This window comes from Amycolatopsis ponsaeliensis, from assembly GCF_030182635.1.
GTDB lineage: Bacteria > Actinomycetota > Actinomycetes > Mycobacteriales > Pseudonocardiaceae > Amycolatopsis > Amycolatopsis ponsaeliensis.
The window spans coordinates 138,089-153,863 of sequence record NZ_JAPZLD010000002.1 but is presented as its reverse complement, the minus strand read 5'-3'; the positions used below and the strand labels follow the sequence as shown (position 1 = coordinate 153,863).

The following is a 15,775-nucleotide window of genomic DNA, read 5'->3' as shown; positions in this document are numbered from 1 at the left end:
CGCCCGCCGGGGCGGCCGGAAGCCGCGCCCGGCCGCGCGGGTTCAGCCGTTCGGGGTGCGCGGCGCCGGCGTCGAGCTGAACTGGCCCTGCCAGCTCGCTTGCGCGCCGGAGTCGCCGATGCGGTAGATGTCGTAGAACGTCGCGCCCGCCGCGAGGACCGCCAGCACCGAGATCACCACGGTCACCGTGGTCGACGCGGGGGCGAGGAAGATCCGGCGGCGGGTGGCGACCGCGGTCGAGCCGGTGCCCGCGACGTCGGCCGCTTGGCTCCGAAGACTTTCGCGGCGCCGCCACCACACCACGACAGCGAGGACGGCGACGGGGATCGCGACGTAGAGGGCGGTGTCGCCGAGCTCGGTGTGGGTGCGCACCAGCGGGGTCCGGGCGACGCGGCGTTCGAGCCACTCGCCGGCTTCGGTCGTGACCGGCACCAGGGCCAGGACGAGCACAGACAGGATCGCGTTCGGCCCGGCGAGCTTGGCGCGGGCGGCGGGCCACAGCGCGCTGAGCACGAGAAGCAGCGCGGCGAGTGGCAGCAGGACGACGATGGCGTGCACGAGCAGGATGTGGGCGGGCAGGCCGTTGACGGTGGTCATGGTGTCCTTTGTGGAGTATCGGTCGAGGAGCCGGTGCGGAGCGGCACGTCAGGGAGCGCGGGCGAGGGCCGCGACCTCGTACCCCGGAGCCCGGGCGGCGACCCAGCGGGCGACGTCGCCGCCGCGGGCGAACGCGGCGGTGGCGAAGACGTCGGCCCACCGCAGGGTCGGGCCGGTGACCGTGACGGCCAGCAGGCCGCCGGGATGGCTGCCGGTGTGCGGATCGACGATGTGCGGGCCACGTGCGGCGGAGCCCGACGTCGCCAGGCCGCCGGTCCGCAGTTCGAGGACGGCGAGGAAGGCGGCCGGGTCGGCGGGGTCTTGGACGCCGACCCGCCACGCCGGGGCGCGGGAACCGTGGACGCGGGCGGTGATGTCGCCGCCGGCGTTGAGGTAGTGGTCGTATCCGCCCAGCCCCGCGAGCCGGGCCGCGGCCTTCTCGGTGGCCCAGCCCTTCACGAGCCCGGACGGGTCGAAGCCGCCGGGCAGGCGCCACGGGTCGAAGTAGCCGTCGGTGCGGTCCCGGGCTTCTTCGCACAGCGCCACGACTTCGGCCACCCAGGGGTGCCGGCGGTCGCGGGGGAGCTCCCCGCGGCGGATCGCGCTGACCTGGCTGCCGGGCCGGTAGGTGCTGAACAGCTCGTCGGCGGCGCGCAGGTCCCCGAACGCCGCCGCGACGGCCGGTTCCACCGCGGGATCGGTGTCCACGCGGTCGCCGCGCAGGTGGAGGCTGACCTGGGTGCCCATGACGGGCCGGGTCCAGGCCCGTCGTCGCCGGGACGCGGTCATCCGTGGGCCGCGTCGATCGCGGACTGGAGGGACTGCTGGTAGCCCTCGGAGGTGTAGGTCGCACCGCTGACGGTGTCGATCTGCGCGCTCTGGGCCTGCAGCGCCTCCTGGTTCAGTTCCGGCACGGCGGCGGAGTTGATCCGGACGTCCCGGCCGCTTTCCTGGGGGTACTGGACGGCCTGGGCGTCGGTGATCTTGCCGCCGCTGACGGTGATCCGGACCTGCACGGGGCCGTAGCGGGTGTCGGCGGCGTCGCCGGTGAACGTGCCGTCCCCGCCGCTCGAACCCGGCGTGGCGGGTGCGGCGGGGCTCGTCGTGCGAGTCGGCTGCGTGCCGCCGCCACCGAGGGGACGTCCGGTGGCGACCGGGGTCTCGTCGGTGCTGGTGCGGTAGCTGAACAGCAGCACCACGACCGAGACGGTCGCGGCGAAGGTGATGGCGATCCTGCGCATCGGAAGTCCTTTCCTACCAGCCGAACCGTTCGGAATGGACGCGACCGGCGGGGACACCCGCGCGGCTTGCGCTGTCGAGCACCGCTTCGGTCCAGGCGTCCGGGCCGCAGACGTACACGTCGTGGTCGGCGATGTCGGGCACCAGGTGGCGCAGCACCACGTCGTCCGGCACCGGCGCGTACCCCGCCGGCAGCCAGGACGAACGCTCGCGGGCGCGGCGGCCGAGCAGGTAGTGGATCCGGATTCCGCGCCGCGCCGCCAAGTCCTCGAGCTCGGCGCGGAACAGCAGGTCTCGCTGCCTCCCGGCGCGGAGGAACAGCACGGCTCCGCCCGGCCGGTAGGGCAGGTCCTCCAGCAGCGCGCGCAGGGGCGTGATCCCGATGCCGGAGGCGAACATCGCCAGCTTCGGTCCTTTTCGGACGGTTTCGGTGAGCGTGCCGTAGGGGCCTTCGAAGAGCGCGGGGGTGCCGGGTCGCAGGGTGGCGAGCCGACGGCTTCCCGGCCCGAGGTCCTTGGCCGTGATGCGGAGCCGGCGCCCGTCCGGTGCTGCCGACAGGGAGAACGGCTTGCCCCGCGTCCAGCCCGGGCCGGACCGGAACCGCCAGACGAAGAACTGGCCCGCCGCCACGGGCAGCCGCTCGAGCCACCGGCCGGTCAGGTACACCGAGACGACGCCCGGGCCCTCCCGGACCACCTGGTCGACGACGAGGCGGTGCCGCACGTTGAGCCACACCGGCAGCCCGACCCGGAAGACGAGCACCGCACCCGCCGCCGCGGCGTAAGCGCCCCACCAGAAGAAGGTCGCTACGGGCGAGGCGGTGAACTCGGCGCCGGTCCACAGCTGGTGCGGCAGGGCGAGACCGGCGCCGAGGTAGGCGTAGAGGTGCAGCAGGTGCCAGGACTCGTAGCGCAGCCGCCGCCGGGCCGCGCGCACCGACGTCACCACGACCATGCCCAGCGCGGCCGTCCCGGCGGTCGCCAGGAGCATGCCCGGGTAGGTCGTCACCAGCGCCCAGGCCTCGGCCAGGACGCCGGAGCGGTCGGTCGCGGCGTAGCCGAGGGTGATGAACACGAGGTGCGCGGCCAGCAGCGTGATCGAGGTGAACCCGGCCAGCCGGTGCCGGCGGGCCAGTTCGTCCTGCCCGTAGCTGCGCTCGACCCAGGGAATCCGCGCCATCAGCAGCACCTGCAGCAGCAGGAGGTCGGCCGACACCAGCCCGGTGAGCCGTCCGGCCGAGGTGAGGAACCCGGCGGGGGAGGCGAGGTCCTGCAGGCCGCGGCCCGACACCCACAGCGCGACCACGAACAGCACGCTCAGCCACGCGGTCAGGCCGGCGGCGTCCCGCCACCACGCGCGGACCGCGGGCCGCGCGACGCGGCGGACGGCGAGAGTGGTGGACATCGGGCTCCTCGGGGGTGATCGCTTCGGACCAACCCTTCCGGAGCCCGGTTAGCCGTCGACGTGACCAGGGTGAGAAATCGGTAAGAGAAGATCGGCGCCGACGGTGAACCCCACCACCGCGCCGCCGCCGGGCCGCGGCTCGGCGAACACGGAGCCGCCGTGGGCGAGCGCGATTTCCCGCACGATGGCCAGGCCCAGACCGGATCCGGGCAGGCCCCGGGCACCGTCCGCGCGGTGGAACCGGTCGAACACGCGGGCCGCGTCCTCGTCGCCGATGCCCGGTCCGCGGTCGAGCACCTGGACCCGGCCGTCCCGCACGACGACCTCGATCGGCCCGTCCGGGGCGAACTTCACGGCGTTCTCCAGCAGGTTGGACACCGCGCGCTCGAGTGCCTTCGGCTGGCCGGTCAGGGCGGACGCGTCGGCTTCGACGGTGATCGCGCGGGCCGACCGGCGCCGGACGCGGTCGGCGGCGCGCTCGGCCACGTCACCCAGTTCGACCGGCGTCGGTTCTTCGGCCTCGTAGCGGCGGGTGGCGAGCTCGACGAGCTCGTCGATCAGGTGCGTCAGCTCGCGGGCTTCGCCGTCGACGTCGTCGAGCAGCCGGACCCGGGCGTCGGGCTTGAGCTCGGCGAAGCGGCGCAGGACGCTGGCGTTGGTGCGCAGGCTGGTCAGCGGGGTCCGCAGCTCGTGGGCGGCGTCCTGGACGAGCCGCTCCTGGTCGGCGCGGGCGTCGGCGAGCCTGCCGAGCATCCGGTCGAACGACGTCGCGAGCCGGCCGACCTCGTCGCGCCCGCCGACCGGGACCGCCACGTCGGCGAGGCGGCCGTCGCCGACCTGTTCGGTCGCCTGGGTCAGCCGGACCAGCCTGCGGGTGATCTGCCGGGCCAGCAGCCAGCCGGCCAGGGCCGCCCCGGCGAGGACGAGCGCGCTGACACCGGTGATCCGGGCGGCCAGCTCGCCCAGGACGTGCCGGGACTCGTCGACGTCGATGCCGAGCTGGAGTGCGCCGCGATCGCCGCCGAGCGCGACGGTGATGACCCGGTAGTCGTCCGGCGCGACGGTGAAGTCCTGGTAGCGGCGGTTCCCGAACGAGCCGGTCGCGGCGAGCGCGCGGTCGGCGTCGTCGACGGCGAGCCGGACGTGCCGGCCGCCGACCGGCCGGACGCTGCCGTCCGGGGCGATCGCCTGGGCCACCATCGGCTGGGCCTCGTCGTGGTCGTCGTCGTCCGGGCCGCGGGTGACCGGGCTCGGGGCGAGCACCTGCGTCGCCCCGGCCGCGACTTCGGCCGACGTCGTCAGCAGGGACCGGTCGAGTTCGGCGCCGATCCGCTGGGAGGCGGCCTGGTAGCTGAACACCCCGACGAGGATCGCCGCCGCCGCGCCGACGCCGGCGAACGCGATCGAGAGCTTGCTGCGCAGGTTCACGCCGGCCGCACCGAGTAGCCCACGCCGCGCACGGTGTGGATCAGCTCCGCCGCGCCTGCCTGCTCCAGCTTGCGCCGCAGGTAGCCGATGTAGACGGCGAGGTTCTTCGACTCGGAACCGAACTCGTAGCCCCAGATGCGCTGGTAGATCGTGGTGCGGTCGAGCACGATCCCGGCGTTGCGCACCAGCAGTTCCAGCAGGTCGAACTCGGTCTTCGACAACGTGATCTCGGTGCCCTGCCACCACGTGCGGCGGCCCGCCGGGTCGACCGCGAGCTCGCCGAGGCGGAGCGTCCGCTGGGCGGCCGTCCCGGACTCGGCGGAGGTGCGGCGCAGCAGCGCGCGCAGCCGGGCGAGGAGCTCGTCGAGCTCGAACGGCTTGGGCAGGTAGTCGTCGGCCCCCGCGTCCAGCCCGGCCACCCGATCGGGGGTCTCCACCCGGGCGGTCAGCATGAGGATCGGCGTCTGGTCGCCCTCGGCGCGCAGGACGCGGCACACGCCGAGGCCGTCGACGCCGGGCATCATCACGTCGAGGATCAGCACGTCGAAAGCTTCGCGCCGGGCGGTGGCCAGCGCGCTGACGCCGTCGGTCACCTCGGTGACGTGGTAGCCCTCGAGGTCGAGGGCCCGGACGAGGGACTCGCGGATCGCGCGGTCGTCGTCGGCGAGCAGGACGCGGTGCGGCATGGCCGCCATCATGCCCGCGCGCGACCGCCGGGTCGCGTCGGGTTTTCGTGGTGCCCGTGGAGGGTTAGCGGAAGGCAAAACCGGCGGTCACCGCTTGCGCCGGGCACTTCGCCCGCGGGCGAAGCCCGGGCCGTGGAAGACACTGGCCGCGATCACGATGCCGAGCACGAAACCGAAGTCGTACCAGTGACCGTTGTTGCGCACGGCGTAGACCCCGACGTGGTCGTTGAACAGCGACACGAGGAAGCTGATCGGGCAGATGAACCCGTGCCACAGGCCGGGCCAGAAGCCGGGCTGGGCAACGCTTTCGGCGAAGGTGTTCGCGGCCGGAGCGCACGCCGCCAGCAGCAGGCCCAGCGCGGCGATGACACCCGCGAGGACGGTCCGGCGGCGGAGGTCGCGGTGCTCGTTCACGATTTCCCTCATTCGGTCGTTCCGCTCTCGCCGGGATGCGCGATCAGCCGCCCGTCGATCCGGCCGATGGCGATCCGCAGCAAGCGGTCCCGGGGTGGCGGGGCCCACGAGCGCAGGTCGTTACCCAACTGACCGGCCACCGTCTCGATGTCGGTGGCCAGGGTGGCGATCCCGGTGACGATCACGCTCCAGCCCGTCCGGTCCGCCCGGTCGTAGCCGTCGACCTCGAAGGTCACCGGCTGCCCGCTGATCCGGTCGGCCCACGAGTTGCGGCCCGCGCGCAGGTAGATCGCGTCCTCGGCGACGGTGAAGTTGACCGGCCTGATCACGGGCAGCCCGTCGTGGACGAAAGCCAGCCTCCCGAGCGGGACGGATTCGAGCAGCACGCGGCAGTTACCGGTGCTCACCTCGCGCAGTTCCGTTTTGCCCACTGGCCGTCCCGGTGCCGGATGCTTGCTGACCAAGGAATCCTCGGCCGGCGGTGCCCGTCCCGGCCAGGGGCCGAGGTCACTCGGCGGTGGGACCGAAGTCCGCTCTGCCGAGGTGCGTTCACCGGTCGAACGCGTGCGCGCCCGCGGTGGAGCGCCCATTGCGGCGGCTCTCTCGACAGCGACTATTTTCGTATTCCGAAAATCTCCGGCGAATCCTCCTCCGTTCGGCGGCTTCGTTCACCGGAATCCGGATGTCAGCCTGGACGGGTCGCCCGGGTTCGACCGCCCCCCGGCTCGGATGACACACCCGGGAAACTGCTGCCGGCGGCCTCGCCCCGCGGGTCGCCGGCAGCACCGTGGTCCGGACAGGTCGGTGCACGATCGCCGCCGGGGGCGACCATGTCGTGCGGCGGTTCCGCGACGAAACGCATCCCCTGCTCGCCACGCTGACCAGCTTTTCCCATCTCGACGACGATCCCGCGTGCGTGCCCCGGTCGTCTTCACCGGCGGCGGTGCGGCACGAGGTGCGGGCGGTTCCGGTCATCGCCGAGTCCCCGTCCCGCGCGGCCGACGACGACCAGAACGGAAACCGTTAACCCGGACCGGGGCTTCGCCGCGGCGGCGAAGTGGGAAATTCGCTTTCGTGCTTTCCTCCTCGACACGAACCGTTTCGCCGCGGAATATCACGGAAACGAAGAGGTACCGCTCGGCGCGGGCTATTGCTCCGCCGGGCCGCGGTCCACCAGAGTGGGCCGGGCGCACCGGACGGTGCGCAGGGGAGTGGCTGTGGTGCGCGAGAAGGGGACGCGGCGGCGTCCGGGCCGCATCGCTCTGTGGTGCGCGGTGGCCGGCGGCGGGTACGCGGCCGGTTCCCAGCTGGCGTTCACGGTGCTCGACGCCACGGGGGCGGGCCCGACCTTCTTCCCCTCGGCCGGGCTGAGCTTGGCGCTCCTGTGCCTGCTGCCTCGGCGGGCCTGGCCGTTCGTCGCCTCGAGCATCGCGGTGGCGGAGCTCGGGGTGGACCTGATCGAGGGCCTCGGCCCCTTCGCTGCCATCGGGTTCGCCGTCGCGAACACCGTCGAGCCGCTGCTGGGCGCGTTCCTGCTCACGGGCACCCGGCCGGGCAGCGTCCGGATCGGCACGTGGGGTGGTCTGACCAGGTTCCTGGCCGCGGCGGTGCTCGCCGCGCCGGCCGTCGGGGCGCTGCTCGGCGCGACGACCGTGGTGTCCGCCGGTACCGGCCGGACCGGCTGGTGGGAGATCGCCGGCCGGTGGTGGCTCGGGGACGGGCTGGGTGTCCTGGTGATCGGCACGACGCTGCTGGTGTGGGGAAGCCGTGGCGCCGGGAACGACCGGAGCCGATGGCCCGGGCCGGTCGCGGCGGCGGTCGTGATGAGTGGCTTCGCGGTCCTGGTGTTCTGGGCCGGCGTGGTCGAGGCCGGGTACGTCGGCGTGGTCGCGCTCGTCTGGGTGGCGTTGCGGTGGGGGCTGCGGGCCGTGACGGCGGGCGGGGTCGTGATCGCCTTCGCCGCGACCGCGGCGACCGCCACGGGCCACGGGCCGTGGGCCGGCGCCGAGGCCGCTCCGGAACGGGGCCTGGTCCACTTGCAGCTGGTGCTGGCCTTGGTCCTGGTGACCATGCTGGTGCTCGCGGTGACGGTGACCGAGCGGGACGCCGCGGTGCGGCACGCGGCCGCGGAGGTGGAGCGGCGGCAGCGCGCGCAGTCGGTGGCCGAGGCGCAGCACGCGGCACACGAACGAGCGCGGCTCTTGCGGGCCGTGGCCGACGCGCTCGGTGCCACGACCGACCTGGCCGAGATCGCTCCCGCGCTGGCGGACGTCCACGAAGGCGTGCTGGCCGCCGCGGCGGTCGGCGTCCTCGCCGAGGGCGACGTGCTGGAGGTGTGGACGTGGGCGGGCGACGGGCCGGGACGGGAACACACGGTGCCGGCCGCCGCCGCGGCACCCGAAGCGGGCGTCGTGCGAGACGGCGAGCCCCGCTACCTGGCCGCCGTGCCCGGTGGGCACGCCGCCGCGATTCTGCCGCTTCGCACTTCCGGGGACGTCTTCGGATTCCTGGAACTGCGGTTCCGTGAGCCTCGTGATTTCCCCCAGGCGCAGCGCACCGTCCTGTTGACGATGGCCGCGCAGGTCGCGCAGGCGGTGCACCGCGCGCACCTGTACGAGGCCGAGCAGCGCCTGCGCCGACGCGCGGAGGACGGCGAACGGCGGCAGCGGCTGATCGGCGACGTGATGGCCGCGATCAGCGCGCCGGGAACCATGGTCGAGCGCGCGCAGGGGCTCGTCGACACGCTCGTCCCGGTGTTCGCGGATTTCGCGGTCGTCGAGTTCGGCGGGGAGGGCGACGACACGCCCGCCGCCGTTTCCGCCCATCGCGACGAGGACGGCCGGGCGGCCTTCACCGCCTGGCGGACCGGAGGCCCGGGTGTTCCCGCCCTGACGACCGTGCTGGCGACCGGACAGGACTTGTTCGTCCCGGACATGGGCCGGGACCCGCTCGGACCGGCCGCGGAAGAGGGCCGGCCCCGCCCCGGTTCCCTGCTCGGAGTACCGATGACGGCGGAGGGCGGTGTGCAGGGAGCGCTGGTTCTCGGGCACGTGGCCTCCGGCCGGCGCTTCACAGCGGAGGATCTGGCGCTGGCCGGCGACATCGCCGCGCGCGCCGTGCTGGTCCTGCAGGCCGCGCACAGCGCCGATCGCGAGCGGTCCATCGCCTTGACGCTGCAGACCAGCCAGCTGCCGCACCACGTGCCCGTCACCGGCAGGGTGTCCACCGCCGCCCGGTACCGGCCCAGCGAGCGGAACCTGTCCATCGGTGGCGACTGGTACGACCTCGTCGCCCTCCCGGACGGGCGGGTCACGGTGACGGTCGGGGACGTCGTCGGGCACGGGCTGGCGGCCGCCGCCGCGATGGGGCAGATGCGCAGCGCGGCGACGGCGTTGATCCTGGCCGACCTCGGGCCGTCGGCGGTGCTGGATCGGCTGGACCTCGTCGCCGCCCGCACCGCCGGCGCCGAGCACGCCTCCGCGCTGGTGGCCGAGCTCGACCCGGCCGGCGGACGGCTCCGCTACGCGGTCGCCGGGCACCCGCCGCCGGTGCTCGTCGCTCCGGACGGCTCGGCCACGCTGCTCGACCAGGCCCGGTCGCCCCTGCTGTGCCTGCCGCCACGGCACGGGCGCCCGCAAGCCGAGTCGGCCGTCCTGCCCGGCTCGATGGTGATCTGCTACACCGACGGGCTGATCGAACAGAACCGCCTTCCGGCGAACGAGGCGTTCGCCGGGCTGCTCGCGGCGGCCACCCGGTACGCCCGGCAGGACCCGGGTGGACTGTGCGACGGCCTCCTCGACGCACTCGTCGGCTCCGCGGCGGCGCGGGACGACATCGCCGTCGTGTGCCTGCGGTGCCTGCCCGCGCCGGTGGCCCGCCGCGAACGCGCCGAGGTGCCGGAGCGGGGGTTCAGCCCTGACCGCGGCATTCCCGGGTGAGGTCGGCGAAGGAGCCGATGACCGCGGGCCGCTGCTCGATGACCGCGAGGGCGTAGGTGAGGACGAGGTGGGCGGTCCGGGCCTGCTGGGTCGCGGCCTCGTCGGTGGCGTCCCGGCCGAGCGCCAGGTTCGCTTCGCGGCGCAGCCAGCGGTTGCGCTCACGGCGGAGGGCGGTGACCTCCGGCTGGGGCGTGAGGGGGTCGGGAAACGGTTTGTCGCGCATCGGTGAATCTCCTCGAAACGACTTTCTGGTGACGATCGTATCCGGGAAATCGGAAATGTGCCGTTCGGTGGTCCCCTTGATGTTCGCCGAGATTTTCGGAAATCAAGGAATTCGGTGTGGAAACGTGGCGCGGGAATGCTTTGGTCGGAAATTGTCGACCGGTATTCCGTGGGGCGGTGGCCGCTCGCCGGCTCTTCGGCGCGCGGTGGCTGGAATCTCGCGCTCGGCAATTCTCGGAAACCGAGATTCTCCGCACTGCGGGGGCTATCCGCATCTTGCCGCCGCCGGCGCTACGTGAATTTCTTCATCAGCGTGGCGAGCTCGTCTAGTATCTAGATTAGCTAGCTTCTTGGTTTCCGATCTTTGTGGTGAGCGACATGGAACGACTGGCTGAGCAGCTGCGAGCGGTGATCGTGGCCACCGACGAATACCGGCGGGCGATGGCGTCCGCGCTCGGTGTGGGTGTGCACGAAGCCGCCGCGCTGGGCGAACTGCTGCACCAGGGGCCGATACCGCCGTCGGCGCTGGTGAAGCGGCTGGGCATCGCGTCGGCGAGCGTGACCGCTCTGCTCGATCGGCTGGAACTGGCCGGGCTGACCCGGCGCGAGCGTCACCCGAGCGACCGGCGCAGCGTCCTGGTGGTGCTGACTCCGGCCGGGCGCGTCGCCATCGAAGGGATGTTCGCCCTCTTCAGTGACGACGTCTACGCGTCCGTCCAGCGGTCGGAGCCCGCGCACGTGCGCGAGTTCACGGTCGTGCTGACCAAGATAGCCGAAGCACTCCGCGACCGGGCCCGGCAGCGGGCGGAGATCACGGCCGCGCTCACCGAGCGGGCCGGGGGTGCGGAGGCCACCCGGTCCTGCACACCGGACGCGGAACGCAGCGGGTAGCGGTTCACCCTATGTTTCGATCGTTGCCGGACGTGCCGTCGCGGCGGGATCGAGGGACTGGCCGCCGGGCAGGGAAGACGCCGAGCCGGGACGGGCCGAATTCCAGGCCAGCAGGCCCTGGAGCTGCTCCGCGGTGAGTGAAGCACGGCGGGCGACGGCGAGGAGGGGCGCGCGGCGCATTCCGGGTTGGGTGCTGGCCCGGGCGAGCCGGCCGAGCCAGAGCTGCTCGTCGATCCAGGCCTCCCGGCCGAGCCGCCTGAGCAGGTGGAGGTGCTCGGTCCCGCAGACCGTCACCGTGCGCTGCCCGTCGCAGGCCCGGTCGAACGCGTCGACGACGGAGGAATCCGGTACCAGCGAACGGATCACGCACTCCGGTGCGATCGCCTGTCCGCACGCGTCACAGTGTCTCGAGTCGCGTCGGGCCGGGGACGTCCCGGCGGCGGGGAGTACCGGTCCTTCGTCGTTCTGCCGTCGTGCTGGTTGCACAGCCGCCTCCACGGGGGGAAAAAGCGGTCCGAGCCCCCAACCGGGGTCCTGGGTGTGCAAGGCTCGAGTCGTTCTGGCCTGACTCGATGAGCATGGCACCTCCGGTGCCGGCCGGCGTTGCCGGTTGGTCACGGTTTTTCACCGGCCGGGATGTCACCGATCGTCGTCCGCCTGCGCCCGGTACTTGAGCTTCGCCAGCCGTGTGGCCGCGAAGAGCGCTGCCACCGCGATCGCGCCGGCCGTGGCCAGCAGCCGGTTGACGTCGACCGCCGGTTCCCAGCGGAGCTTGCCGTCCTTGATGACGTACGCGCCGACCGGTTTGGCCGACAGGCCGAAGCCGCCGCCTTCGCCCGAGCGGCCCTTCTCGTCGCGGCTGTCGCCGCCGCCACCGCCGGTGCCGACCGCGGCGGCCACGATCACCGTGACGCCGTCTTTCTCGTACGGCTCGCCGTAGACCATCTTGGTCTCCAGCCCGTTCTTGGCCTTGGCGAGCAGTTCGTCGACGTTCACGGGCGGCCTCCAGGTGGGTTCGTGGTCGGCCAAGTCTGACGGCGGGGCGGCCCCGGGTCGCTAGGGTCCTTGGTCACCGGAGTTCCGGACGGCCGCCTCGGGAGCCGGTGGCGTTCGGCTGCTGCGGCCGGGGGCCCTCGCGCGATCTGCTGGGCACACCAAGAAATCCGCGATCCCCGGAGGCCGTCATGGTCCACCGTCCGCCACTGGCCGAACTCGGGCTGAACACCGGCAAGAAGGCGCGCCTGCACCGCATCCTGCACGACCACGGCCTGCGCAACGGCACCGCGTTCTTCCTGCCCTACGACCAGGGTCTCGAACACGGCCCGCGCGACTTCTTCGCGAACCCGGCGGCGACCGACCCGAAGTACATCCTCAAGCTCGCCGTCGAGGGCGGCTTCAACGGGATCGCGATCCAGATCGGCCTGGCCGAGAAGTTCTACTGGGAGTACGCGGGTGAGCTGCCGCTGGTGCTTAAGCTCAACGGCAAGACCGAGATCCCCTCCGACGCCGAAGCGCTTTCTCCGCTGCACGGCAGCGTCGAGGACGCCGTCCGGCTCGGTGCCGACGCCGTCGGCTACACGCTCTACGTCGGGACACCGGCGCAGGAGCAGGACTTCGCGCAGCTGCGGCAGGTCCGCGCCGACGCGCACCGGCTCGGGATGCCGCTCATCGTCTGGGCCTACCCGCGCGGCTCGGCCATCGAGGCCAAGGGCGGGAAAGACTCGTTCTACGCGGTGGACTACGCCGCGCGGACCGCGTCCGAACTGGGCGCCGACGTCGTGAAGGTCAACTTCCCGCATCCCACGAAAATCGACAATGTCCCGGCCCCGTATGCGAAGGAGACCACCAGCCAGCAGGCGATCGACGCCGTCGTCCGGTCGGCCGGGCGGACGCTGCTGCTCGTCTCCGGTGGTGGCAAGGCCGGCGACGACGCGATGCTGGAGAAGGCGCGCGAGTCGATGGAGGCCGGTGCGACCGGGTTGATCTTCGGCCGCAACGTCTGGCAGCGCGACCACGACGAGTCCCTGCGGTTCGTCTCCGCGCTCCGGGACATCCTCGCCAAGTACCCCAGCGCATGAGCACGACCACCACATCCTTCGGGGGTCCGGGTGGCGAAGCCCCCGGCCCGGGGCGTAGCCCCGGCATGACGGAGGTCCGCATCCACGGCCGCGGCGGCCAGGGCGTGGTGACCGCGGCCGAGCTGCTGTCGGTCGCCGCGTTCACCGAGGGACGGCACGCGCAGGCGTTCCCCAGCTTCGGCTCCGAACGCACCGGTGCGCCGGTGGTGTCCTTCTGCCGGATCTCCGACCGGGTGATCCGCACGCGCGAGCCCATCGTGCGGCCGAGCGTGCTGATCATCCAGGACGCCACCCTGCTGCACCAGGTGAACGTCTTCGAGGGCTTGCGGCCCGAGGGCTACCTGCTGGTGAACTCGGCGCACAGCTTCGAGGAGCTGGGGCTCGCGGAGTTCGTCCGCGGGTTCCGGCGTGAGCGCCTGCTCGTCGTGCCTGCGAGCGAGCTGGCGAAGAAGCACCTGGGCCGGCCGATGCCCAATGCCGCGCTGCTCGGCGGGTTCGCCGCGTTGACCGGCGTCGTCGAGCTGCGTTCGGTGATCGCCGCGATCTCCGGGCGGTTCACCGGGGCCAAGGCCGACGGCAACATCGCCGCGGCCACCGCCGCTTACGGATTCGTCCGCGCCGAACGGGAGGAGCTGACCGGTGCTCAGGCAGATTGAGGGGTCCCGGGCCGTCGCCGACGCGGTCGCGTTGTGCCGCCCGGAGGTGATCTGCGCGTACCCGATCTCGCCGCAGACCCACATCGTCGAAGGCCTGGCGGAGCTGGTGAAGTCGGGCGCGCTCACGCCGTGCGAGTTCGTCAACGTCGAGTCGGAGTTCGCGGCGATGTCCGTCGCGATCGGCGCGTCCGCCGCGGGTGCGCGGGCCTACACCGCCACCGCCAGCCAGGGACTGCTCTACATGACCGAGGCGGTGTTCAACGCGTCCGGGCTCGGCCTGCCGATCGTGATGACGGTGGCCAACCGGGCGATCGGCGCGCCGATCAACATCTGGAACGACCACAGCGACAGCATGGCGCTGCGCGACGCCGGCTGGATCCAGCTCTACGCCGAGACCAACCAGGAGGCCGCGGACCTGCACGTCCAGGCGTTCCGGATCGCCGAAGCGCTGTCCACCCCGGTGATGGTGTGCATGGACGGCTTCGTCCTGACGCACGCGTGGGAGCAGGTCGACACGCCGGACCAGGGCCAGGTCGACGCCTTCCTGCCGCCGTACGAACCCCGGCAGGTGCTCGACCCGGCCGAGCCGTCGTCCATCGGGGCGATGGTCGGGCCCGAGGCCTTCACCGAAGTCCGCTACCTCGCCCACGCCCGGCTGATGGAGGCGCTCGACGTCGTCCCGGACGTCTCGGAGCGCTTCGCCGAGGTGTTCGGCCGCAACTCCGGCGGGCTGACGCGGTCGTACCGCACCGAGGACGCCGACACGATCGTGATCGCGCTCGGCTCGGTGCTGGGCACGCTCAAGGACACCGTGGACGACCTGCGCGAAGCCGGCCTGCGTGTCGGTGTGCTGGGCCTGACCTGCTTCCGGCCGTTCCCGGCCGACGCGGTCCGTGCGGCGATCGGGCACGCCCGGCGCGTCGTCGTCCTGGAACGGGCTTTCGAACCCGGGGTCGGCGGGATCGTGACGCAGAACGTCGTCTCGGCGGCACCGGCGGCCGAGATCCACACGGTGGTGGCGGGCCTGGGCGGCCGCGCGATCACCCAGGACTCGCTGACCCGGATGTTGCGTACGGACCGGTTGCCGCCGTTGACCTTCCTCGACCTCGACCACTCGCTGATCGACCGGGAGCTGGGCCGGTTCGCCGCCGCGCGGCGCTCGGGTCCGACGGCCGAAAACCTCCTGCGCGACCTCGGTGCGGTCGCCTCACGGATCGGGTGATGACATGGCGGTGACGCCCCTCAAGTTCTACCAGACCGGCAGTTTCGCGGTCGGTGGCCGGCTGCTCGGCGACGACCAGCGCAGTGTGCAGTCCGACCGGGAACGGATCAACTCGATCGACTGCGGGCACCGGGCGTGCCAGGGCTGCGGTGAGGCGCTGGGCGCGCGGTACGCCCTCGACGCGGCCATGCGCGCCACCGGGAACCAGATGGTGGCGGTCAACGCGACCGGCTGTCTCGAAGTCTTCTCGACGCCGTATCCGGAGACGTCGTGGCGGATCCCGTGGCTGCATTCGCTGTTCGGCAACGCGCCCGCGGTGGCCACCGGCGTCGCCGCGGCGATGAAGGCCAAGGGCCGCACCGACGTCCGCGTGGTCGGCCAGGGCGGTGACGGCGGAACGGTCGACATCGGGTTCGCCTGCCTGTCGGGGATGTTCGAGCGCAACGACGACGTCCTCTACATCTGCTACGACAACGAGGCCTACATGAACACCGGCGTCCAGCGGTCCGGCGCGACACCGGCCGCGGCCCGCACGGCGACGACGCCCGCGGTGGGATCGGAGCCCGGCGCGGTGTTCGGGCAGGGCAAGAACGTCCCGATGATCGCGCTGGCGCACGAAATCCCGTACGTGGCGACGGCGACCGTCGCGGACCTGCGCGACCTCGAAGCCAAGGTGACGCGGGCCATGGAGTTCCGCGGCGCCCGGTACCTGCACGTCCTGGTGCCGTGCCCGCTCGGCTGGGGCAGCGCGTCGCACGACACGATCCTGATCGCCCGCCTGGCCAAGGAAAGCGGGATGTTCCCGGTGTTCGAGGCCGAGCACGGGGAGATCGTCGCGACGGCGAAGATCCGGCGTCAGGTGCCGGTCGAGGACTACCTGCGGCGCCAGACCCGGTACGCGCACCTGTTCGGCGACGAACCCCGCACCGACGTGATCGCGCGGATCCAGGCGCAGGCCGACCGGAACATCCGCCGCTACGGCCTGCTCGGAGAGGACTGA

At 72.7% G+C, this 15,775-nt stretch carries 18 protein-coding genes; 7 read left to right on the top strand and 11 right to left on the bottom strand.

Annotated elements, in window-relative coordinates:
- Nucleotides 1-42: 42 nt before the first annotated feature.
- From QQ657_RS03590 to QQ657_RS03555, 8 genes are all read right to left on the bottom strand, one after another.
- Entirely contained in the window at nt 43-597 is a 555-nt protein-coding gene (locus QQ657_RS03590) for a DUF2231 domain-containing protein (protein ID WP_284740583.1), read from the bottom strand.
- 48 nt (nt 598-645) lie between these two features.
- Entirely contained in the window at nt 646-1,344 is a 699-nt protein-coding gene (locus tag QQ657_RS03585) for an FAD:protein FMN transferase (RefSeq protein ID WP_284740582.1), read from the bottom strand.
- Between the two features lie 38 nt (nt 1,345-1,382).
- On the bottom strand, nt 1,383-1,838 hold the full coding sequence (locus QQ657_RS03580; RefSeq protein WP_284740581.1) for an FMN-binding protein: 456 nt from the start codon (nt 1,836-1,838) through the stop codon (nt 1,383-1,385).
- A gap of 13 nt (nt 1,839-1,851) precedes the next feature.
- On the bottom strand, nt 1,852-3,240 hold the full coding sequence (locus QQ657_RS03575) for a ferredoxin reductase family protein (protein WP_284740580.1): 1,389 nt from the start codon (nt 3,238-3,240) through the stop codon (nt 1,852-1,854).
- A 48-nt stretch (nt 3,241-3,288) separates the two neighbouring features.
- A complete protein-coding gene (locus tag QQ657_RS03570; protein WP_284740579.1) occupies nt 3,289-4,668 on the bottom strand; it encodes a HAMP domain-containing sensor histidine kinase in 1,380 nt (459 codons plus the stop codon).
- Nucleotides 4,665-5,363, bottom strand: coding sequence for a response regulator transcription factor (locus tag QQ657_RS03565; RefSeq protein WP_284740900.1), 699 nt, complete (start codon nt 5,361-5,363; stop codon nt 4,665-4,667). Before QQ657_RS03565 ends, QQ657_RS03570 begins: the two co-directional genes overlap by 4 nt.
- Before the next feature lie 78 nt (nt 5,364-5,441).
- Nucleotides 5,442-5,780, bottom strand: a complete 339-nt coding sequence (locus QQ657_RS03560; protein ID WP_284740578.1) for a hypothetical protein — start codon at nt 5,778-5,780, stop codon at nt 5,442-5,444.
- On the bottom strand, nt 5,777-6,199 hold the full coding sequence (locus tag QQ657_RS03555) for a pyridoxamine 5'-phosphate oxidase family protein (protein WP_284740577.1): 423 nt from the start codon (nt 6,197-6,199) through the stop codon (nt 5,777-5,779). Before QQ657_RS03555 ends, QQ657_RS03560 begins: the two co-directional genes overlap by 4 nt.
- A 404-nt stretch (nt 6,200-6,603) precedes the next feature.
- On the opposite strand from QQ657_RS03555, the gene QQ657_RS03550 reads away from it, so the two are divergent.
- Together QQ657_RS03550 and QQ657_RS03545 are read left to right on the top strand one after the other, a co-directional pair.
- Nucleotides 6,604-6,795, top strand: coding sequence for a hypothetical protein (locus QQ657_RS03550; RefSeq protein ID WP_284740576.1), 192 nt, complete (start codon nt 6,604-6,606; stop codon nt 6,793-6,795).
- Nucleotides 6,796-6,988: 193 nt separating this feature from the next.
- Nucleotides 6,989-9,706 (top strand): SpoIIE family protein phosphatase, encoded by a 2,718-nt coding sequence (locus QQ657_RS03545; RefSeq protein WP_284740575.1) that lies wholly within the window; start codon nt 6,989-6,991, stop codon nt 9,704-9,706.
- Here the strand turns inward: QQ657_RS03545 and QQ657_RS03540 are convergent.
- Nucleotides 9,678-9,929 carry a hypothetical protein gene (locus QQ657_RS03540; RefSeq protein WP_284740574.1) on the bottom strand — a complete coding sequence of 84 codons (252 nt, stop codon included), beginning with the start codon at nt 9,927-9,929 and terminating at the stop codon, nt 9,678-9,680. The two genes, QQ657_RS03545 and QQ657_RS03540, sit on opposite strands and share 29 nt — an antisense overlap.
- Before the next feature lie 377 nt (nt 9,930-10,306).
- Between QQ657_RS03540 and QQ657_RS03535 the strand changes: the two genes are divergently transcribed.
- The gene (locus QQ657_RS03535; RefSeq protein WP_284740573.1) at nt 10,307-10,819 is read left to right on the top strand and encodes a MarR family winged helix-turn-helix transcriptional regulator; all 513 of its coding nucleotides are present in this window, start codon (nt 10,307-10,309) and stop codon (nt 10,817-10,819) included.
- A gap of 9 nt (nt 10,820-10,828) precedes the next feature.
- On the opposite strand, the gene QQ657_RS03530 is transcribed toward QQ657_RS03535, so the two are convergent.
- Nucleotides 10,829-11,185, bottom strand: a complete 357-nt coding sequence (locus QQ657_RS03530; protein ID WP_284740572.1) for a hypothetical protein — start codon at nt 11,183-11,185, stop codon at nt 10,829-10,831.
- A 273-nt stretch (nt 11,186-11,458) separates the two neighbouring features.
- On the bottom strand, nt 11,459-11,815 hold the full coding sequence (locus QQ657_RS03525; protein WP_284740571.1) for a spore germination protein GerW family protein: 357 nt from the start codon (nt 11,813-11,815) through the stop codon (nt 11,459-11,461).
- Nucleotides 11,816-12,003: 188 nt separating this feature from the next.
- Between QQ657_RS03525 and QQ657_RS03520 the strand changes: the two genes are divergently transcribed.
- From QQ657_RS03520 to QQ657_RS03505, 4 genes are all read left to right on the top strand, one after another.
- A complete protein-coding gene (locus QQ657_RS03520) occupies nt 12,004-12,897 on the top strand; it encodes a class I fructose-bisphosphate aldolase (RefSeq protein WP_284740570.1) in 894 nt (297 codons plus the stop codon).
- Nucleotides 12,898-12,962: 65 nt separating this feature from the next.
- Nucleotides 12,963-13,553: a 2-oxoacid:acceptor oxidoreductase family protein gene (locus tag QQ657_RS03515; RefSeq protein ID WP_284740569.1), complete on the top strand. Its 591-nt coding sequence runs from the start codon at nt 12,963-12,965 to the stop codon at nt 13,551-13,553.
- Nucleotides 13,537-14,775, top strand: coding sequence for a transketolase C-terminal domain-containing protein (locus QQ657_RS03510; RefSeq protein WP_284740568.1), 1,239 nt, complete (start codon nt 13,537-13,539; stop codon nt 14,773-14,775). The genes QQ657_RS03515 and QQ657_RS03510 overlap by 17 nt, the downstream gene beginning before the upstream one ends.
- A gap of 4 nt (nt 14,776-14,779) precedes the next feature.
- Nucleotides 14,780-15,775 carry a thiamine pyrophosphate-dependent enzyme gene (locus QQ657_RS03505; RefSeq protein WP_284740567.1) on the top strand — a complete coding sequence of 332 codons (996 nt, stop codon included), beginning with the start codon at nt 14,780-14,782 and terminating at the stop codon, nt 15,773-15,775.

Bases quoted from the DNA above. Each gene is read 5' to 3' on its own strand.
- QQ657_RS03505 (WP_284740567.1), top strand. From the start codon at position 14,780: ATGGCGGTGACGCCCCTCAAGTTCTACCAGACCGGCAGTTTCGCGGTC.
- QQ657_RS03565 (WP_284740900.1), bottom strand. From the start codon at position 5,363: ATGGCGGCCATGCCGCACCGCGTCCTGCTCGCCGACGACGACCGCGCG.
- QQ657_RS03515 (WP_284740569.1), top strand. From the start codon at position 12,963: ATGACGGAGGTCCGCATCCACGGCCGCGGCGGCCAGGGCGTGGTGACC.
- QQ657_RS03580 (WP_284740581.1), bottom strand. From the start codon at position 1,838: ATGCGCAGGATCGCCATCACCTTCGCCGCGACCGTCTCGGTCGTGGTG.
- QQ657_RS03585 (WP_284740582.1), bottom strand. From the start codon at position 1,344: ATGGGCACCCAGGTCAGCCTCCACCTGCGCGGCGACCGCGTGGACACC.
- QQ657_RS03575 (WP_284740580.1), bottom strand. From the start codon at position 3,240: ATGTCCACCACTCTCGCCGTCCGCCGCGTCGCGCGGCCCGCGGTCCGC.
- QQ657_RS03560 (WP_284740578.1), bottom strand. From the start codon at position 5,780: ATGAGGGAAATCGTGAACGAGCACCGCGACCTCCGCCGCCGGACCGTC.
- QQ657_RS03540 (WP_284740574.1), bottom strand. From the start codon at position 9,929: ATGCGCGACAAACCGTTTCCCGACCCCCTCACGCCCCAGCCGGAGGTC.
- QQ657_RS03590 (WP_284740583.1), bottom strand. From the start codon at position 597: ATGACCACCGTCAACGGCCTGCCCGCCCACATCCTGCTCGTGCACGCC.
- QQ657_RS03535 (WP_284740573.1), top strand. From the start codon at position 10,307: ATGGAACGACTGGCTGAGCAGCTGCGAGCGGTGATCGTGGCCACCGAC.
- QQ657_RS03520 (WP_284740570.1), top strand. From the start codon at position 12,004: ATGGTCCACCGTCCGCCACTGGCCGAACTCGGGCTGAACACCGGCAAG.